This window comes from Roseateles sp. P5_E1 (genome assembly GCF_054049335.1).
Window position 1 is genome coordinate 129,337 of record NZ_JBFUMN010000008.1, and the last position, 17,580, is coordinate 146,916.

At 65.0% G+C, this 17,580-nt stretch carries 19 protein-coding genes and 1 tRNA gene; 18 read left to right on the forward strand and 2 right to left on the reverse strand.

Annotated features, from left to right (window positions below):
* Positions 1 to 44: 44 nt before the first annotated feature.
* Entirely contained in the window at positions 45 to 1,232 is a 1,188-nt protein-coding gene (locus ACXJKJ_RS10620) for an amino acid aminotransferase (RefSeq protein WP_457390073.1), read from the reverse strand.
* Positions 1,233 to 1,359: 127 nt separating this feature from the next.
* On the opposite strand from ACXJKJ_RS10620, the gene uvrB reads away from it, so the two are divergent.
* The 9 genes from uvrB to tsaD all read left to right on the forward strand — a co-directional run bounded on the left by uvrB (position 1,360) and on the right by tsaD (position 10,082).
* Entirely contained in the window at positions 1,360 to 3,489 is a 2,130-nt protein-coding gene (uvrB, locus tag ACXJKJ_RS10625) for an excinuclease ABC subunit UvrB (protein ID WP_457390074.1), read from the forward strand.
* A 185-nt stretch (positions 3,490 to 3,674) separates the two neighbouring features.
* Entirely contained in the window at positions 3,675 to 4,220 is a 546-nt protein-coding gene (gene iscR, locus ACXJKJ_RS10630; protein ID WP_056196893.1) for a Fe-S cluster assembly transcriptional regulator IscR, read from the forward strand.
* 27 nt (positions 4,221 to 4,247) lie between these two features.
* Entirely contained in the window at positions 4,248 to 5,468 is a 1,221-nt protein-coding gene (locus ACXJKJ_RS10635; protein ID WP_457390075.1) for an IscS subfamily cysteine desulfurase, read from the forward strand.
* 86 nt (positions 5,469 to 5,554) lie between these two features.
* Entirely contained in the window at positions 5,555 to 5,941 is a 387-nt protein-coding gene (iscU, locus tag ACXJKJ_RS10640) for a Fe-S cluster assembly scaffold IscU (protein ID WP_056196896.1), read from the forward strand.
* A 1-nt stretch (position 5,942) separates the two neighbouring features.
* Entirely contained in the window at positions 5,943 to 6,266 is a 324-nt protein-coding gene (gene iscA, locus ACXJKJ_RS10645) for an iron-sulfur cluster assembly protein IscA (protein WP_056196898.1), read from the forward strand.
* 60 nt (positions 6,267 to 6,326) lie between these two features.
* Positions 6,327 to 6,845, forward strand: a complete 519-nt coding sequence (hscB, locus tag ACXJKJ_RS10650; RefSeq protein WP_056196900.1) for a Fe-S protein assembly co-chaperone HscB — start codon at positions 6,327 to 6,329, stop codon at positions 6,843 to 6,845.
* A gap of 5 nt (positions 6,846 to 6,850) precedes the next feature.
* Positions 6,851 to 8,695 (forward strand): Fe-S protein assembly chaperone HscA, encoded by a 1,845-nt coding sequence (gene hscA / locus ACXJKJ_RS10655; protein ID WP_457390076.1) that lies wholly within the window; start codon positions 6,851 to 6,853, stop codon positions 8,693 to 8,695.
* 8 nt (positions 8,696 to 8,703) lie between these two features.
* Positions 8,704 to 9,042: an ISC system 2Fe-2S type ferredoxin gene (gene fdx, locus ACXJKJ_RS10660; RefSeq protein ID WP_056196904.1), complete on the forward strand. Its 339-nt coding sequence runs from the start codon at positions 8,704 to 8,706 to the stop codon at positions 9,040 to 9,042.
* Positions 9,043 to 9,047: 5 nt separating this feature from the next.
* Positions 9,048 to 10,082: a tRNA (adenosine(37)-N6)-threonylcarbamoyltransferase complex transferase subunit TsaD gene (gene tsaD, locus ACXJKJ_RS10665; protein ID WP_457390093.1), complete on the forward strand. Its 1,035-nt coding sequence runs from the start codon at positions 9,048 to 9,050 to the stop codon at positions 10,080 to 10,082.
* Here the strand turns inward: tsaD and ACXJKJ_RS10670 are convergent.
* Positions 10,079 to 10,474 carry an Hsp20/alpha crystallin family protein gene (locus ACXJKJ_RS10670; protein WP_056196906.1) on the reverse strand — a complete coding sequence of 132 codons (396 nt, stop codon included), beginning with the start codon at positions 10,472 to 10,474 and terminating at the stop codon, positions 10,079 to 10,081. The genes tsaD and ACXJKJ_RS10670 overlap by 4 nt on opposite strands.
* A gap of 391 nt (positions 10,475 to 10,865) precedes the next feature.
* On the opposite strand from ACXJKJ_RS10670, the gene rpsO reads away from it, so the two are divergent.
* From rpsO to ACXJKJ_RS10715, 9 genes are all read left to right on the forward strand, one after another.
* A complete protein-coding gene (gene rpsO / locus ACXJKJ_RS10675) occupies positions 10,866 to 11,132 on the forward strand; it encodes a 30S ribosomal protein S15 (RefSeq protein WP_057299620.1) in 267 nt (88 codons plus the stop codon).
* A 206-nt stretch (positions 11,133 to 11,338) separates the two neighbouring features.
* On the forward strand, positions 11,339 to 13,489 hold the full coding sequence (gene pnp, locus ACXJKJ_RS10680) for a polyribonucleotide nucleotidyltransferase (RefSeq protein ID WP_457390077.1): 2,151 nt from the start codon (positions 11,339 to 11,341) through the stop codon (positions 13,487 to 13,489).
* Positions 13,490 to 13,500: 11 nt separating this feature from the next.
* Complete coding sequence (locus ACXJKJ_RS10685) at positions 13,501 to 14,502, forward strand: NAD(P)H-quinone oxidoreductase (protein WP_457390078.1); 1,002 nt, start codon at positions 13,501 to 13,503, stop codon at positions 14,500 to 14,502.
* Positions 14,499 to 15,242 carry a triose-phosphate isomerase gene (gene tpiA / locus ACXJKJ_RS10690; RefSeq protein WP_056196912.1) on the forward strand — a complete coding sequence of 248 codons (744 nt, stop codon included), beginning with the start codon at positions 14,499 to 14,501 and terminating at the stop codon, positions 15,240 to 15,242. The genes ACXJKJ_RS10685 and tpiA overlap by 4 nt, the downstream gene beginning before the upstream one ends.
* A gap of 59 nt (positions 15,243 to 15,301) precedes the next feature.
* The gene (secG, locus tag ACXJKJ_RS10695) at positions 15,302 to 15,682 is read left to right on the forward strand and encodes a preprotein translocase subunit SecG (protein ID WP_056196914.1); all 381 of its coding nucleotides are present in this window, start codon (positions 15,302 to 15,304) and stop codon (positions 15,680 to 15,682) included.
* 112 nt (positions 15,683 to 15,794) lie between these two features.
* A tRNA-Leu gene (locus tag ACXJKJ_RS10700) sits at positions 15,795 to 15,879 on the forward strand.
* Between the two features lie 222 nt (positions 15,880 to 16,101).
* Positions 16,102 to 16,461 (forward strand): NADH-quinone oxidoreductase subunit A, encoded by a 360-nt coding sequence (locus ACXJKJ_RS10705; RefSeq protein WP_056196915.1) that lies wholly within the window; start codon positions 16,102 to 16,104, stop codon positions 16,459 to 16,461.
* A gap of 30 nt (positions 16,462 to 16,491) precedes the next feature.
* Positions 16,492 to 16,968: a NuoB/complex I 20 kDa subunit family protein gene (locus tag ACXJKJ_RS10710; protein WP_046113908.1), complete on the forward strand. Its 477-nt coding sequence runs from the start codon at positions 16,492 to 16,494 to the stop codon at positions 16,966 to 16,968.
* A 10-nt stretch (positions 16,969 to 16,978) separates the two neighbouring features.
* Positions 16,979 to 17,575 (forward strand): NADH-quinone oxidoreductase subunit C, encoded by a 597-nt coding sequence (locus tag ACXJKJ_RS10715; RefSeq protein ID WP_457390079.1) that lies wholly within the window; start codon positions 16,979 to 16,981, stop codon positions 17,573 to 17,575.
* The last annotated feature ends 5 nt before the right edge of the window (positions 17,576 to 17,580 follow it).

Genomic DNA, 17,580 nt, shown 5'->3' on the forward strand with positions numbered 1-17,580 from the left:
CAAACCGCCAATCCTGCGCACTTGGCTGGTGCATTGAAGGGTTTTCAGCCCTTGATGACCGCCGCCATCGCGCTGGCGACGGTGGGCAGATTGCCCTCATTCAGTGCGGCGACACAGATGCGGCCAGAGTCCACGCCATAGACGCCGAACTCGCTGCGCAGACGCTGCATCTGGGTGGCGTTCAAGCCCGAGTAGCTGAACATGCCCAGTTGCTCAGTGACGAAGGACAGATCCTGGGTCACGCCGGCAGCTTTCAGCGCGGCGACCAGCGCGCCGCGCATGGCCTTGATGCGCACACGCATGCCGGCCAGCTCCTCTTCCCAAAGCGCGCGCAGCTTGTCGTCGGACAGCACCTGGGCGACGACCTGGGCACCATGCGTGGGCGGGTTGGAGTAGTTGGTGCGGATCATGATCTTCAGCTGCGACAGCACGCGCACGGCTTCCTCGTCGCTGCTGCAGACCACGCTCAACGCGCCGCAGCGTTCGCCGTACAGCGAGAAGCTCTTGGAGAAGCTGGTGGACACGAAGAAACCGACACCGGCGGCCATGAACTGGCGCACCGCCTCGCCATCTTCCTTCAGGCCGAAGCCGAAGCCCTGGTAGGCCATGTCCAGGAAGGGCGTCAGGCCCTTGGCCTTGACGGCGGCGACGACCTGGGCCCACTGCTCGGCCGTGATGTCATAGCCGGTCGGGTTGTGACAGCAGGCGTGCAGCACGACGACGGTGCCGGCGGGTGCGGCATTCAGCGCGGCCAACATGCCGTCGAAGTTGATGCCCTTCTTGGCCGCGTCGTAGTAGGGGTAGGCCTCGACCGTGAAGCCGGCCTGGGTGAACAGGGCGCGGTGGTTCTCCCAACTCGGGTCGGAGATCAGCACCTTGGAGGCGGGGTTGAGCTGCTTCAGGAAGTCGGCGCCGATCTTCAGCGCGCCGGTGCCGCCCAGGGCCTGCACGGTGGCGACGTTCTTCAGTTCGGAGCCGAAGACCAGCTTCTGAACGGCCTTGTCATAAGCGGCAATGCCATCAATGGGGAGGTAGCCGCGCGGCTTGGGGGCGGCGGCCATGGCGGCCTCGGCTTCGCGGACGCATTTCAGCAGCGGCAACTTGCCGGCTTCGTCGTAGTAGACGCCAACGCCGAGATTGACCTTGCCGGGGCGGGTGTCGGCGTTGAACTGCTCGTTCAGGCCGAGGATGGGGTCACGGGGAGCAAGGGCGACATCGGCGAACAAAGACATGGCGGGTTCCTGAAGGGACGTTGGCAGGAGGGGAGGCTTGAAGAATCAGGGTCTGCGCTAACCTGACCGCTTCTGCATTGCAGCAATGCAGCGCAGCAATTTTGCCGCCGAACCCAGGGAATTCCCCATGCAAGAAGCCTTGAACGTCATGTCCGGTCCAGAAAGTGACTCGGAGGAACGCAAGGGCGAATTCGTCAGCTTCGAAGGCTCGCCGTTCCAGCTGTTCCAGCCTTTCCCGCCGGCGGGGGACCAGCCGACCGCCATCGCCAAGCTCATAGAAGGCATCAACGACGGCCTCAGCTACCAGACCCTGCTGGGCGTCACCGGTTCGGGCAAGACCTTCACGATGGCCAATGTCATCGCCCGCTTGGGGCGCCCGGCCATCGTCTTTGCTCCCAACAAGACGCTGGCGGCCCAGCTCTACAGTGAGTTCCGGGACTTCTTTCCGAACAACGCCGTCGAGTATTTCGTCAGCTATTACGACTATTACCAGCCCGAGGCTTATGTGCCGCAGCGCGACCTTTTCATCGAGAAGGACAGCGCGATCAACGAGCACATCGAGCAACTGCGGCTTTCATGCACCAAGAGCCTGTTGGAGCGGCGCGACGTCATCATCGTGGCGTCCGTATCGGCCATCTACGGTATCGGCAACCCGAGCGACTACCACCAGATGGTGATGACGCTGCGCGTGGGCGACAAGATGGGCCAGCGCGACGTCATCGCCCACCTGATCCGCATGCAGTACACCCGCAACGAAATGGAGTTCGTGCGCGGGCATTTCCGCGTGCGCGGCGACACCATCGATGTATTCCCGGCCGAACACTCGGAGCTGGCCATCCGCATCGAACTCTTCGACGACGAGATCGAGGCGCTGTCGCTGTTTGACCCTCTCACGGGGCAGATCCGCCAGAAGATCCCGCGCTTCACCGTTTACCCGAGCAGCCATTACGTGACGCCGCGCGACCGCGTGCTGGCGGCCACCGACGCGATCAAGGCGGAGCTGCGCGAGCGCGTTGATTTCTTCGTCAAGGAGGGCAAGCTGGTGGAGGCGCAGCGCGTCGAGCAGCGCACGCGCTTCGACCTGGAGATGCTGCAGGAGGTGGGCCACTGCAAAGGCATTGAGAACTACACGCGGCACCTGTCCGGCGCCCAGCCGGGCGACCCGCCGCCGACGCTGGTGGACTACCTGCCCAAGGACGCCCTCATGTTCCTGGACGAGAGCCACGTGCTGATCGGCCAGTTCGGCGGCATGTACAACGGTGACCGGGCGCGCAAGACGACGCTGGTGGAATACGGCTTTCGCCTGCCGTCCGCCTTGGACAACAGGCCGCTGAAGTTTGCCGAGTTCGAACGCAAGATGCGCCAGGCCATCTTTGTGTCGGCCACGCCGGCGCAGTACGAGCAGGACAACGCGGGGCAGGTCGTCGAGCAGGTCGTGCGGCCGACGGGCCTGGTTGACCCCCTCGTCGAGGTCCGGCCGGCCACTCATCAGGTCGACGACGTGCTTCAGGAGATCCGCCTGCGTGTCGAGGTGCATGAGCGCGTGTTGATCACGACCCTGACCAAGCGCATGGCTGAGCAACTGACCGACTACCTCAGCGACAACGGCGTCAAGGTGCGCTATCTGCACTCCGACGTGGACACGGTGGAGCGTGTCGAGATCCTGCGCGACCTGCGACTGGGCGCTTTCGACGTGCTGGTGGGCATCAACCTGCTGCGCGAGGGGCTGGACATCCCCGAGGTGTCGCTTGTCGCCATCCTGGATGCCGACAAGGAAGGCTTCCTGCGCGCCGAGCGCAGCCTGATCCAGACCATCGGCCGGGCCGCGCGCAATCTGAACGGCAAGGCCATCCTGTACGGCGACCGCATCACCGAGTCGATGCGCAAGGCCATTGGCGAGACCGAACGCCGGCGCGCCAGGCAGATCGCCTTCAACGAGGAAAACGGCATCACGCCGCGCAGCGTGCAAAAGCGCATCAAGGATTTGATCGACGGCGTCTATTCGGCCGAATCCGGCCGAGACGATGCCAAATTGCTCGCGGCGGCCAAGGTCGAGGACTTGTCCGAGAAGGATCTGGCCAAACGTATCAGCCAGCTCGAAAAGCAGATGCTCGAACACGCCCGCAACCTGGAGTTCGAACAGGCTGCGCGGATGCGCGATCAACTGGCTCAACTGCGCGAGCAGGCCTTCGGCGCCCGCGTGCACGACAACATCGTGCCCCTGGACAGCGCTCGAAAGGCAGGTTCAGTTCGCTGAAGCTGCTGCGCCGCAGCAAAAAACCTGCCGAAACCTAGGGATACCTGGCGGCCATAGGAAGTGGCCGAGTAGTCGAGTAAAATCATCGGAAATGATTCGCTCGGGTATTGTCTGGGCGTGCCGGGTTAACCCGAAATCATTTGTCCAGGACAAATCCTGGTCGTGCCATTCGCTAAGGAGTTTTTATGCGTCTCACTACCAAAGGCCGGTTTGCAGTCACCGCGATGCTGGACCTGGCGCTGCGCGAGAATACAGGCCCCGTGGCCCTGGCGGCGATCAGCCAACGGCAGCAGATTTCGCTCTCCTACCTGGAGCAGCTCTTCGGCAAGCTGCGTCGCCATGAACTGGTGGAAAGCACCCGTGGCCCGGGTGGCGGTTATTCGCTGGGCCGCAAGGCCGAGAACATCACCGTGGCCGACATCATCGTCGCCGTGGACGAGGCGCTGGACGCCACCGGCTGCGGCGGCAAGGAAAACTGCATGGGCGAGGACAGCGGCCGCTGCATCACCCATGAACTCTGGACCAATCTGAACGCCAAGATGATCGAGTACCTCGATTCCGTCTCCCTGCGCAAGCTCGCCGATGAGCAACTGGCCAAGGGCTTCGAGGTCGAGGCGGCGCCGGTCAAGCGCGCCATCTCCAGCCAGCCGGTGCTCAAGCCCATCCGCGTCACGGCGCCGAACTCGGTCTTTGCCCTGGGTGGCAATCTCGGTGGCGCGTTCAGCAAGTAAGACCAAGAACTCAAAAGAAGTCGCTCCATGGACATGACCCCGCATTTCCCGATCTACCTCGACTACGGCGCGACGACGCCGTGCGATCCCCGCGTGGTGGACGCGATGATTCCCTGGTTGCGCGAGCACTTCGGCAACCCGGCGTCCCGCAGCCACGCCTGGGGCTGGGAAGCGGAAGAGGCGGTCGAGAAGGCGCGCGTGCAGGTTGCCGAGCTGATCGGCGCCGACCCGCGCGAGATCGTCTGGACGTCCGGGGCCACCGAGTCCAACAACCTGGCACTCAAGGGCGCCGCGCAGTTCTACAAGACCCGCGGCAAGCACCTGATCACCGTGAAGACCGAGCACAAGGCCGTGCTCGACACCATGCGTGAGCTGGAGCGCCAGGGCTTCGAGGTGACCTATCTCGACGTGCAGGAAAACGGCCTGCTGGACCTGGAAGTGTTCAAGGCCGCGCTGCGCGCTGACACCATCCTGGCCTCGGTCATGTACGTCAACAACGAGATCGGCGTCATCCAGGACGTGGTCGCGTTGGGCAACCTGTGCCGCGAGCGCGGTGTCATCTTCCACGTCGATGCGGCGCAGGCCACCGGCAAGGTCGCTATCGATATGGCCAAGCTGCCCATCGACCTGATGAGCCTGGCCTCGCACAAGAGCTACGGCCCCAAGGGCATTGGCGCTCTCTACGTGCGCCGCAAGCCGCGCATCCGCCTGGAAGCGCAGATGCACGGCGGTGGCCACGAGCGCGGCATGCGCTCCGGCACGCTGCCCGTGCACCAGATTGTCGGCATGGGCGAGGCCTTCCGTATCGCCCGCGAGGAAATGGGCGCCGAGAGCGAACGCATCCGCGCACTGCACAACAAGCTGATCAAGGGCCTGTCCGGTATCGAGCAGACCTTCATCAACGGTGACCTCGAGCACCGCGTGCCGCACAACCTGAACATCTCGTTCAATTACGTCGAGGGCGAGTCGCTGATCATGGGCGTCAAGGGCCTGGCGGTGTCGTCGGGCTCGGCTTGCACGTCGGCGAGCCTGGAGCCCAGCTATGTGCTGCGCGCACTGGGCCGCAGCGACGAGCTGGCGCACAGTTCGCTGCGCATGACCATCGGCCGTTTCACGACCGAAGAGGAAATCGACTACGCGATCAGCGTGCTGACCGACCGCGTGGCCAAGCTGCGCGAACTGTCCCCGCTTTGGGACATGTACAAGGACGGCATCGACATCTCGACCATCCAGTGGGCTGCCCACTGACGGACGACAGTCCACTGCGGACTGTCGTCCGCGGTGGGCAGGCCAAGGGGCTTGCAAGCCCCTTGGCAACCTAGAAGGAGAACACCATGGCATACAGCGAAAAGGTCGTTGACCACTACGAGAACCCCCGCAACGTCGGCAAGTTCGACAACGGCGATGACGACATCGGCACCGGCATGGTCGGCGCGCCCGCCTGCGGCGACGTGATGAAGCTGCAGATCAAGGTCAACCCGGCGACCGGCCTCATCGAGGACGCCAAGTTCAAGACCTATGGCTGCGGCTCGGCCATCGCCTCCAGCTCGCTCGTGACCGAATGGGTCAAGGGCAAGACGCTGGACCAGGCGCTGACGATCAAGAACACGCACATCGCCGAAGAGCTGGCTCTGCCGCCGGTCAAGATTCACTGCTCCATCCTGGCTGAAGACGCCATCAAGGCAGCGGTGGACGACTACCGCGCCAAGCACGCCAACTGACATGTCAGTCACGCTGACCGAAGCCGCAGCCCGCCACGTCAAGCGCTACATCGCCAAGCGCGGCAAGGGCGTGGGCGTGCGGCTGGGCGTGAAGACGACCGGATGCTCGGGCCTGGCCTACAAGCTGGAATACGCCGACGAGGTGGCGCCCGAGGACGTGATCTTCGAGGGCCATGAGGTCAAGATCCTCATCGACCCCAAGAGCCTGCCCTACCTCGACGGCACCGAGCTGGACTTCGTCCGCGAAGGCCTCAACGAAGGCTTCAAGTTCCGCAATCCGCGCGAGAAAGACAAGTGCGGCTGCGGCGAGTCCTTCCGTGTCTGAAACTCGCTGACTCGACGACAGGCGCGGTGTGAACCGCGCCTTTTGCTTTTCCACTCTGCCATGCGCCTGACCGACAACGATTTCCAGCTCTTCGGCCTGCCTGAGCAGCAGGCCCAGGTGCGCGCCGACATCGATGCGCGCTGGAAGTCGCTGCAGGCCGAGGTCCACCCTGATCGCTTTGCGTCGGAAGGCGCTGCCGCCCAGCGCCTGGCCATGCAGTGGGCCATGCGTGTCAACGAGGCCCACCAGCGTCTGCGCGACCCGCTCAGGCGCGCCGCCTATCTGTGCGAGCTGCGTGGTGCGCCGGTTCAAGCCGAGAACAACACGCAGATGCCCGCGGCCTTCCTGATGCAGCAGATGGAATGGCGCGAATCGCTTGACGACGCCGACGGTGAAGCCGCCCTCCAGGCGCTGGACGACGACGCGGCGCAAGCCGAAACCTCCGCGCTTGCCACCGTGCAGCGCCTGCTCGACGAAGCCGGCGACGCGCCGGCTGCCGCATCCCAGGTCCGCGCGCTGATGTTCATCCAGCGCTTCCGTGCCGATATCGACCAGCGCCTCGCCGCGCTGGATGCCTGAACACCATGGCTCTTCTCCAAATCTCCGAACCCGGCGCGTCGCCCGACCCGCACCAGCGCCGCATCGCCGTGGGCATCGACCTCGGCACGACGCATTCACTCGTCGCCGCCGTTCGCCACGGCGTGGCCGAATGCCTGCCCGACGAGCAGGGCAGGGTCATCCTGCCGTCCGCCGTGCGCTACCTGCCAGAAGGCCGCCGCCAGATCGGCGCTGACGCGCTCGCGGCCCAGGCCGAAGACCCCGAGAACACCATCGTCTCGGTCAAGCGCTTCATGGGCCGCGGCCTGGCCGACGTGGCCAACCGTGAGCAGCTGCCCTACCAGTTCGAGGACCGTCCCGGCATGCTGGCCATTGCCACGCGCGACGGCGTGAAGAGCCCGGTCGAGGTGTCCGCCGAGATTCTGGCTACGCTGCGTTTTCGCGCCGAGGACAGCTTCGTCGACGACCTGTTCGGTGCCGTCATCACGGTGCCGGCCTACTTCGATGACGCCCAGCGCCAGGCTACCAAGGACGCCGCCGAGCTGGCCGGCCTCAAGGTATTGCGCCTCATCAACGAGCCGACCGCTGCTGCCATCGCCTACGGCCTGGACAACGCCAGCGAAGGCTTGTACGCGGTCTACGACCTGGGTGGCGGCACCTTCGACATATCGTTGCTGCGCCTGACGCGTGGCGTGTTCGAGGTCGTCGCGACCGGCGGCGATGCGGCTCTGGGCGGCGATGACTTCGACCGCGTGCTGGCCGACTGGGCGCTCGCGGGTCGCGCCGTCGAATCTGCGCATGACAAGCGCGCCGTCCTCGTCGCCGCACGTGCGGCCAAGGAGGCGCTGTCTGACGCTGACTCGACCGAATTGGTCGCCGCGCTGGACGCGGGTGAACTGCGCGTGATCGTTTCGCGCGAGCAGTTCGAGCAATTGGCCCAACCGCTGATCGCCAAGACGCTTTCGTCCGTGAAACGCGTGCTGCGCGACGCCAAGGTCAAGGCGGCCGATGTGGCGGGCACCGTCATGGTCGGCGGCTCCACGCGCATGCCCATCGTGCGCCATGCGGTGGGCGAGCTGTTCGGCCGCGAAGTGCTGACCAACCTGAATCCCGACGAGGTCGTCGCGCTGGGTGCCGCCATCCAGGCCAACCAGCTCGCCGGGAACGCGGCCGATGGCGAGATCCTGCTGCTGGACGTGATCCCGCTGTCGCTGGGTCTTGAAACCATGGGCGGCCTGACTGAGCGCGTCATCGAGCGCAACTCGACCATCCCCGTCGCCAAGGCCCAGGACTTCACGACCTTCAAGGACGGCCAGACGGCGCTCGCCATTCACGTTGTGCAGGGCGAGCGCGAGTTGGTCAGCGAATGCCGGTCGCTGGCGCGCTTCGAGCTGCGCGGCATCCCGCCCATGGTGGCCGGCGCGGCGCGCATCCGGGTCAGCTTCCAGGTCGATGCCGACGGACTGCTGAACGTATCGGCTGAGGAGCTGACCTCGGGCGTGCAGGCGGCCATCACCGTCAAGCCCAGCTACGGCCTCGGCGACGACGAGATTGCCAACATGCTGAAGGATGGTTTTGCCAGCGCCGAGGGCGACATGGCTGCGCGCAAGCTGCGCGAAGCCAAGGTCGAGGCCGAGCGCATGGTCCTGGCGACGCGCAGCGCGCTGGCTGCCGATGGCGACCTGCTGCCGGCGGCGGAGCGCGACGCTCTGGAGGCGCGGTTGAAGGACCTGGCCAAGATGGACGGCGATGCCGACGCCATCGACGCCGCCGTCAAGGCGCTGGCCGAGGCGACCGAAGGCTTTGCCGCCGAGCGCATGAACCGCTCCATCGCCCGCGCGCTGACCGGCCGTGCCGTCAACCAGATTTGAGAACTGACATGCCCGTCATCAAGATCCTTCCCCACGCCGAGTATTGCCCCGACGGCGCCAGCATCACCGCTACGCCCGGCACGTCGATCTGCGAAGCGCTGCTGGCCAACGACATCCACATCGAGCACGCCTGTGACCAGGTCTGCGCCTGCACGACCTGTCACGTGATCGTGCGTGAGGGCGGCCGTTCGCTGAGCGAGATGGAAGAAGACGAAGAGGACATGCTCGACCGCGCCTGGGGGCTGGAGCCCGACTCGCGCTTGTCCTGCCAGGCGCTGTTGCGCCAGCAGGATGTGACGGTCGAGATTCCCAAGTACTCGATCAACCACGCCAAGGAAGGCAAGTGACCTCCGTGCAGCGCATCCTTGGGTTCGAGTCGTCCTGCGACGAGACCGGGGTTGCGCTTGTCGAGATCGATGGCGATGCGCCGCCGCGGCTGGTGGCGCAGGCGCTGCACAGCCAGATCACGATGCACCAGGCCTACGGCGGCGTCGTGCCCGAGTTGGCCTCGCGAGATCATGTGCGCCGCGTGCTGCCGCTGACGCGCGAGGTTCTGTCCCAGGCCGGCTTGGCGCTGCAGGACGTCGATCTGATCGCCTACACGCAGGGCCCCGGCCTCGCGGGGGCGTTGCTGGTGGGCGCCGGCGTGGCGGTGTCGCTGGCCGCTGCGCTCGATGTGCCGGCGCTGCCCATCCATCACCTGGAAGGGCATCTGCTGTCGCCCTTCCTGTCGACAGACCCGCCGGAGTTTCCCTTTGTCGCGCTGCTGGTCAGCGGCGGCCACACGCAACTGATGCGCGTGGACGGCGTGGGCAGCTACGAGATCCTCGGCGAGACCATCGACGACGCGGCCGGCGAGGCCTTCGACAAGAGTGCCAAGCTGCTCGGCCTGCCTTACCCCGGCGGCCCGCATCTGGCACGCATGGCCGAATTCGGTAACCCGGAGGCTTTCGCGCTACCGCGTCCGCTGCTGCACAGCGGCAAGCCGGATTTCAGCTTTGCCGGCCTGAAGACGGCGGTGTTGACGCAAGTCAAGAAGATTGGCGATTCGCCATGTGACCAGACACGCGCCGACTTGGCCGCCTCCACACAGGCGGCCATCGTCGAGGTGCTGGTGAAGAAGTCGCTGCTGGCCTTGAAGATGACCGGGCTCAAGCGCCTCGTCGTCGCCGGTGGTGTTGGCGCCAACGCCAAGCTGCGCGAGCAATTGAACGCCGCTTGCGCCAAACGAGGCGTGCGCGTGCACTACCCCGAGTTGTCTCTGTGCACCGACAACGGCGCCATGATCGCGATGGCCGCCGCGCTGCGGGTGCAGCGCGGCATGGCCAATCCCAGCCACGATGGCGGCTTTGCAGTCCGCCCGCGCTGGGACCTGACTGCGGCTTAGTTGACCGTCAGCTGGCCGCCGTTTTCGGCAACGCGCTTGACCAGATTTAGCGTCAGCACGCCGTTCTCGAAGCGGGCTTCGGATTGGCCCTGGTCGATCTCGGCCGGCAGCGAGAAGCTGCGGGCATAGCTGGCGGCGCGGCGCTCGCGGTACAGCACGCGGGAACCGTCAGTCGGCGCAGCCGCTTCTTCGGTGGCGGTCTCGATGTTGACGCGGCGGCCTTCGATGCGGACCTTGACGGCATCCTTGGCCACGCCAGGCATGTCGACCGTCACGCGGTAGGCCTTGTCGTCCTCGCTGACGTCGAGGGCCGGGGTGCGAGTGGCATTGGCCTCCGCATCAAACTGGCGCAGGACGCGGGCGACATGGCGGGGGTGGGTCAGATAGAACATGGTGAAACTCCGTGGCGGTTTGACGCTGCTTCGAAGGGTCGGGAGCAGCACCCGATGACCCAGAGATGTGGCGGTGTGAGAGCGCTTCAAGAGCCTTTCATGCGCTGACGAATAGAAGTCACGCATTTGCAGGGCAGGGCGGTTTTGGCTCTTGAAACCAGCATCCACGTCCACATGTCCGCTCGCTTGGCCTGCCGCGGTTTGGGGCTCCCACCGCTTTCGGCTAGAATCCGCAGGTTTTGCGCGTCCAACGTCCTTGTTGGGCTGCAGAACACCAGCACGGCTCGGGGCGGTTTCCCCCTTGTCCGCAAGTCAACCCCGGAAACCGTCTGCGGCAGCGCCAGTAGTTGCGTCTCGCCCGGCCGGACTTCCGAAACCTTTTGGAAAACAAATGTCCATCGCCGAAAAGAAGGCCGAGATCGTCAAGGCCAACGCACGCAGCGCCAATGACACCGGCTCGCCGGAAGTCCAGGTCGCCCTGCTGACCGCCCGCATCAACGACCTGACTCCCCATTTCAAGACCCACGCCAAGGACCACCACGGTCGCCGCGGTCTGCTGAAGATGGTCAACACCCGCAAGAGCCTGCTGGCCTACCTTAAGCGCGTTGATTCCAGCCGTTATGTCGCGCTGATCGCCAAGCTGGGCCTGCGCAAGTAATTCGCCCCATCCGACATGGAGCCTGTCTGGTCCTCAAGCCCAGTACAGGCTCTTTGTCCATCTATCTACCGGAACCGAGCTGACGTGGTGTCGGATCATTCCAAGACGGTTTTTTCGAGCCGCCCTGGAATGGCATCTGGACCAAACCCAGTCTCGTTCCCGGTTCCCCCGGGTGCCCCCGCACCCACCACAACCAGGAGATGAGCATGTCCATTTTCAACAAGGTCACGAAGTCCTTCCAATGGGGCCGCCACAACGTCGTGCTGGAAACGGGTGAAGTCGCCCGCCAGTCCACCGGCGCCGTCCTTGTCAACATCGAAGGCACCGTCGTGCTGGCCACCGTGGTCGCCAAGACCGAAGCCAAGGCCGGCCAGGACTTCTTCCCGCTGACCGTCGACTACCTCGAGAAAACCTATGCCGCCGGCAAGATCCCCGGCAGCTTCTTCAAGCGCGAGGGCCGCCCCTCCGAGCACGAGACGCTGACCAGTCGCCTGATCGACCGCCCGATCCGCCCGCTGTTCCCGGAAGGCTTCTTCAATGAAGTCCAGGTCGTCATCCACGTGGTGAGCCTGAACCCCGAAGTCCAGGCCGACATCGCCGCGCTGATCGGCACGTCCGCTGCGCTGGCCATCTCCGGCATCCCCTTCAATGGCCCGATCGGTGCCGCCCGCGTGGGCTACGTCAACGGCGAATACGTGCTGAACCCCAGCAAGTCCGAACTGGCCAACAGCCAGATGGACCTGGTCGTCGCCGGCACGCAAGCCGCCGTGCTGATGGTCGAGTCTGAAGCCTCGGGCCTGTCTGAAGAAATCATGCTCGGCGCCGTGGTCTACGGCCACGAGCAAGGCAATGTCGCCATCGCCGCCATCAATGACATGGTGCGTGACGCCGGCAAGCCGACCTGGACCTGGACTGCCCCCGCCAAGGACGAGGCCTTCATTGCCAAGGTCAACGGCCTGGCCGAAGGCCCCCTGCGCGAGGCCTACCAGATCCGCTCCAAGCAAGCCCGCACGCAAGCCTGCCGCAGCGTGACGTCCAGCGTCTTTGCCGCGCTCAAGGGCGAAGGCGTCGAGTTCGACAAGGTCGAGGTCGAAGGCCTGCTGTTCGAGATCGAAGCCCGCATCGTGCGCAGCCAGATCCTGGCCGGCGAGCCGCGCATCGATGGTCGCGACACCCGCACTGTGCGCCCCATCGAGATCCGCAACGGTATCCTGCCGCGCGCCCACGGCTCGGCGCTGTTCACGCGTGGTGAAACCCAGGCGCTGGTCATCGCCACGCTGGGTACGGACCGTGACGCACAGCGCATCGACGCGTTGGACGGCGAGTTCGAAGACCGCTTCATGATGCACTACAACATGCCCCCCTTCGCCACCGGCGAGACGGGTCGTGTGGGTTCGCCGAAGCGCCGCGAAATCGGCCACGGCCGTCTGGCCAAGCGCGCGCTGATCGCCGCACTGCCGAGCAAGGAAGACTTCCCCTACTCGCTGCGCGTCGTCTCGGAAATCACCGAGTCCAACGGCTCCTCGTCGATGGCTTCGGTCTGCGGCGGCTGCCTTGCACTGATGGACGCCGGCGTGCCGATGAAGGCCCACGTGGCCGGCATCGCCATGGGCCTGATCAAGGACGCCAACCGGTTCGCCGTGCTGACCGACATCCTGGGTGATGAAGATCACCTCGGCGACATGGACTTCAAGGTGGCCGGCACGACGACCGGCATCACCGCCCTGCAGATGGACATCAAGATCCAGGGCATCACCAAGGAAATCATGCAGGTCGCCCTGGCGCAAGCCAAGGAAGCCCGCCTGCACATCCTGGGCAAGATGGTCGAAGCCATGGGCACGGCCAACACCGAGGTGTCGCAATTCGCGCCCCGCCTGTACACGATGAAGATCAACCCGGAGAAGATCCGTGACGTCATCGGCAAGGGCGGCTCCACGATCCGTGCGCTGACCGAAGAGACCGGCACGACCATCGACATCGGCGAAGACGGCACCATCACGATCGCTTCCACGGACGCCGACAAGGCCGAACTGGCCAAGAAGCGCATCCAGGAAATCACGGCCGAAGTCGAAGTCGGCAAGGTCTACGAAGGCCCGATCACCAAGATCCTGGACTTCGGTGCTCTCGTGAACCTGCTGCCTGGCAAGGATGGTCTTCTGCACATCAGCCAGATCGCCCACCAGCGCGTCGAGAAGGTCACCGACTTCCTGAGCGAAGGCCAGATCGTCAAGGTCAAGGTCCTGGAGACGGACGAGAAGGGCCGTATCAAGCTGTCGATGAAGGCACTGCTGGACCGTCCCGAGCGTGAAGCTGCTCCGATGCCGGCCGCTGACCACACGCCGCCCGCCGCAGAGTAATTGCGAGAGCGATGAAAGCCATCGCGATCACCCGCCCCGGCGGACCCGAGGTGCTGGAGCTGGCCGAACGGCCGGATCCAGTCGCGGGCCCGGGTGAGTGCCTGATCCGCGTCGCAGCTTCGGGCATCAACCGCCCGGATGTGCTGCAGCGCAAGGGTGCCTACCCGCCGCCGCCGGGTGCGAGCGATCTGCCGGGGTTGGAAGTTGCGGGCGAGATCGTCGCTGGTGACTCCGAGGCTCTGGCGGCGCATGGCTTCAAGTTGGGCGACAAGGTCTGCGCGCTGGTCAATGGCGGCGGCTATGCCGAGCTGTGCACGGCGCCGATCGGGCAATGCCTGCCGGTGCCCAAGGGTTGGACGCTGGCTCAGGCCGCGACGCTGCCCGAGACCTGCTTTACCGTCTGGGCCAATGTGTTCGACCGCGCTGCATTGCAGCCGGGCGAGACGCTGTTGATCCACGGCGGCAGCAGCGGCATCGGCGTGACCGCCATCCAGATCGCCAAGGCGCTGGGTGCCCGGGTGCTGGTGACGGTCGGCAGCGCCGACAAGGCCCAAGCCTGCCTCGCGCTGGGTGCTGACGTCGTGATCAACTACCGCGAGCAGGATTTCGTCGTTGAAGCCAAGGCCGCCACCGGCGGCCGCGGTGTTGACGTGATCCTGGACATGGTGGCCGGCGACTACATCGGCCGTGGCGTTCAGGCGCTGGCCGAGGATGGTCGCCTGGCGTTGATCGCTGTGCAGGGCGGCGTGAAGTCGGAGATCGATGCTGGCCTCGTGCTGCGCAAGCGCTTGACGATCACCGGTTCGACACTGCGCCCGCGCTCGGCAGCGTTCAAGGCGGGCCTTGCGCGATCACTGCGCGACAAGGTCTGGCCGCTGATCGAGGCCGGTCGCATCAAGCCCGTCATTGACCGCGAGTTGCCCGCGGCCCAGGCGGCCGAGGCGCACACGCGCATGGAATCCAACCAGCACATCGGCAAGATCGTGCTGACCTGGTCAAGGAGTGAGCCGTGAGAAGAAAACTCGTCGTTGGCAATTGGAAGATGCACGGCAGCCGCGCTGCCAACGCCCAACTGCTGGCCGGCCTCAAGGAGGCAGGCCCCTGGAACGCTGACGTCGCCGTCTGCGTGCCCACCCTCTATATCGCCGAGACGGCGCTCGCGTTGACCGGCACGGCCATCACCTACGGCGCGCAGGACTGCTCCTCGCACGAGCAGGGCGCCTACACCGGTGAGGTCTCGTCGGCCATGCTGGCGGACGTCGGCTGCCGCTACGCCATCGTCGGCCATTCGGAGCGCCGCGCTTATCACGCGGAAAGCGACCAACTGGTCGCCGACAAGGCCAAGGCCGCGCTGGCCCATGGCGTGACGCCCATCGTCTGCGTCGGCGAAACGCGTGCTGAGCGCGAAGCCGGCCAGACCGAAGCCGTCGTCAAGCGGCAACTCGCCGCCGTCATCCACACGCTGGGCCATTGCTGCGGCGAAATGGTCGTTGCCTATGAGCCCGTCTGGGCCATCGGCACCGGCCTGACCGCCTCGCCCGCCGAGGCGCAAGCCGTGCATGCGGTGCTGCGCGCGCAGTTGCACGCCGCGACGGACAAGTCCGGTGTCATGCGCATCCTTTACGGCGGCAGCGTCAAGGCTGACAACGCGGCCGAGTTGTTCTCGCAGCCCGATATCGACGGCGGCCTGATTGGCGGCGCGTCGTTGAAGGTGGCGGATTTCGCCGCCATCTGCCTGGCGGCGACGCACTGAGTTTTTCGGGCGCCTGGCACTGAGGCCGGGCGTCAACAAGTTTTGATGGAGTGTTTGGAATGCAGTTCTTTGCGAATCTGGTGTTGATCGTTCAGTTGCTCTCGGCCCTGGTGATCATCGGTCTGGTGCTTGTGCAGCACGGCAAGGGCGCCGACATGGGCGCGTCCTTCGGCAGCGGTGCCTCGGGCAGCCTGTTCGGTGCCACCGGCAGTGCCAACTTCCTGTCGCGCAGCACGGCCGTCGCCGCCACGCTGTTCTTTGGTTGCACGCTGGGCCTGGCCTTCCTGTCCAACGGCCGCACAGCCGCACCGACTGCCGACAGCGTGCTGGACCGCGCCGCCGTCATCGCCCCCGCCGCGTCGGGCGCTGCCGCCATCCCTGGTGCCGTCGTTGCGCCTGCTGCAACGGCCTCGGCTGCTGCGTCTGCCGCAACCAACTGAAGTCCGACTAAAAACCTCGCTTCCTCACCGGGAGACCCCTAATTCCCGGTATAGAATTCGAGGCTGTCTGGCACGCAAACCCTCACTAGCTGCCAGGCATGTTTGAGTACCTGCCGTCGTGGTGAAATTGGTAGACACGCTATCTTGAGGGGGTAGTGGCGAAAGCTGTGCGAGTTCGAGTCTCGCCGACGGCACCAGAACATCGGCTAGGATTCCCGCGGCACTGATGCGGGAGCCAGCCATAGCGGCCTGTCGCCAAAGTCGCTCAGCCTCAGGCTGGGTTGATTGAGGCTAGGTTCAAGGCGGGCGCGATCCGCGAGCGAGACTTTGGTTTTGCTGGTGACGCGCCCGTTTGCTTTTGTGGCTCGCGTATGCGGGCCACGTTGACGAAGACGTTTAGTCGACCCGAGAAAGCCCAGATGAATCTCGATCAATACCTGCCCGTCATCCTCTTCATTTTGGTCGGCGCAGTGGTCGGGATTGCACCCCAGGTGCTCGGCGCGCTGCTCGGCCCCAATCGGCCCGACGCGGCCAAGAACTCCCCCTACGAATGCGGCTTTGAGGCCTTTGAAGACGCGCGCATGAAATTCGATGTGCGCTACTACCTCGTCGCCATTCTGTTCATTCTTTTCGACCTGGAAATTGCCTTCCTGTTCCCTTGGGCCGTGGCGCTCAAGGAAATCGGTGCGACGGGCTTCTGGGCGATGATGATCTTCCTCGGCATTCTGGTCGTCGGCTTCGCCTACGAGTGGAAAAAAGGCGCCCTCGATTGGGAATAAACGTCCGCCGACACAAGCTGGGAATTCCAAATGGGTATTGAAGGCGTCCTGAAAGAGGGCTTTGTCACCACCTCGGTCGACAAGCTCATCAACTGGTCCAAGACCGGCTCACTCTGGCCGATGACGTTCGGTTTGGCCTGCTGTGCCGTCGAGATGATGCACGCGGGTGCCGCGCGCTACGACATCGACCGCTTCGGCATGCTGTTTCGCCCGAGCCCGCGCCAGTCCGACCTGATGATCGTGGCCGGCACGCTGTGCAACAAGATGGCGCCGGCGCTGCGCAAGGTCTACGACCAGATGGCCGAGCCGCGCTGGGTGCTGTCGATGGGCTCCTGCGCCAATGGCGGCGGCTATTACCACTACAGCTATTCCGTCGTGCGCGGCTGCGACCGCATCGTGCCGGTGGACGTCTACGTGCCCGGCTGCCCGCCGACGGCCGAGGCGCTGCTCTACGGCATCCTGCAACTGCAGGCCAAGATCCGCCGCGAAAACACCATTGCACGCTGAGCGCCAAGGTATGAGCCTGAATCTCGAAACCCTGGCCCAGCAAGTTGGCGCCGTCCTCGGTGAGCGCGTCGTTGCGCTGAAGAACGCCCTGGGCGAACTGACGCTGACCGTGCGCGCGGCCGACTACCTCGAGGTCGCGACGACGCTGCGTGACCACCCCGAGCTGAAGTTTGAGCAGTTGATCGACCTCTGCGGTGTCGACTACAGCAGCTTCGGCGATGGTGCCTACGAAGGCGCCCGCTACGCCGCAGTCAGCCACCTGCTGTCGATCAGCAAGAACTGGCGCCTGCGCCTGAAGGTCTTCGCCACCGACGACGACTTCCCCTGCGTGGCCTCGGTCACCGGCGTGTGGAGTTCGGCCAACTGGTTTGAGCGCGAAGCCTTCGACATGTATGGCGTCATCTTCGACGGCCACAACGACCTGCGCCGCATCCTGACCGACTACGGCTTCATCGGCCACCCGATGCGCAAGGACTTCCCGGTGTCGGGTCATGTCGAGATGCGCTACGACGCCGAGCAGAAGCGAGTCATCTACCAGCCGGTGACCATCGAGCCGCGTGAGATCACGCCTCGCATCATTCGCGAAGACAAGTACGGCGGGCTCTGAACACC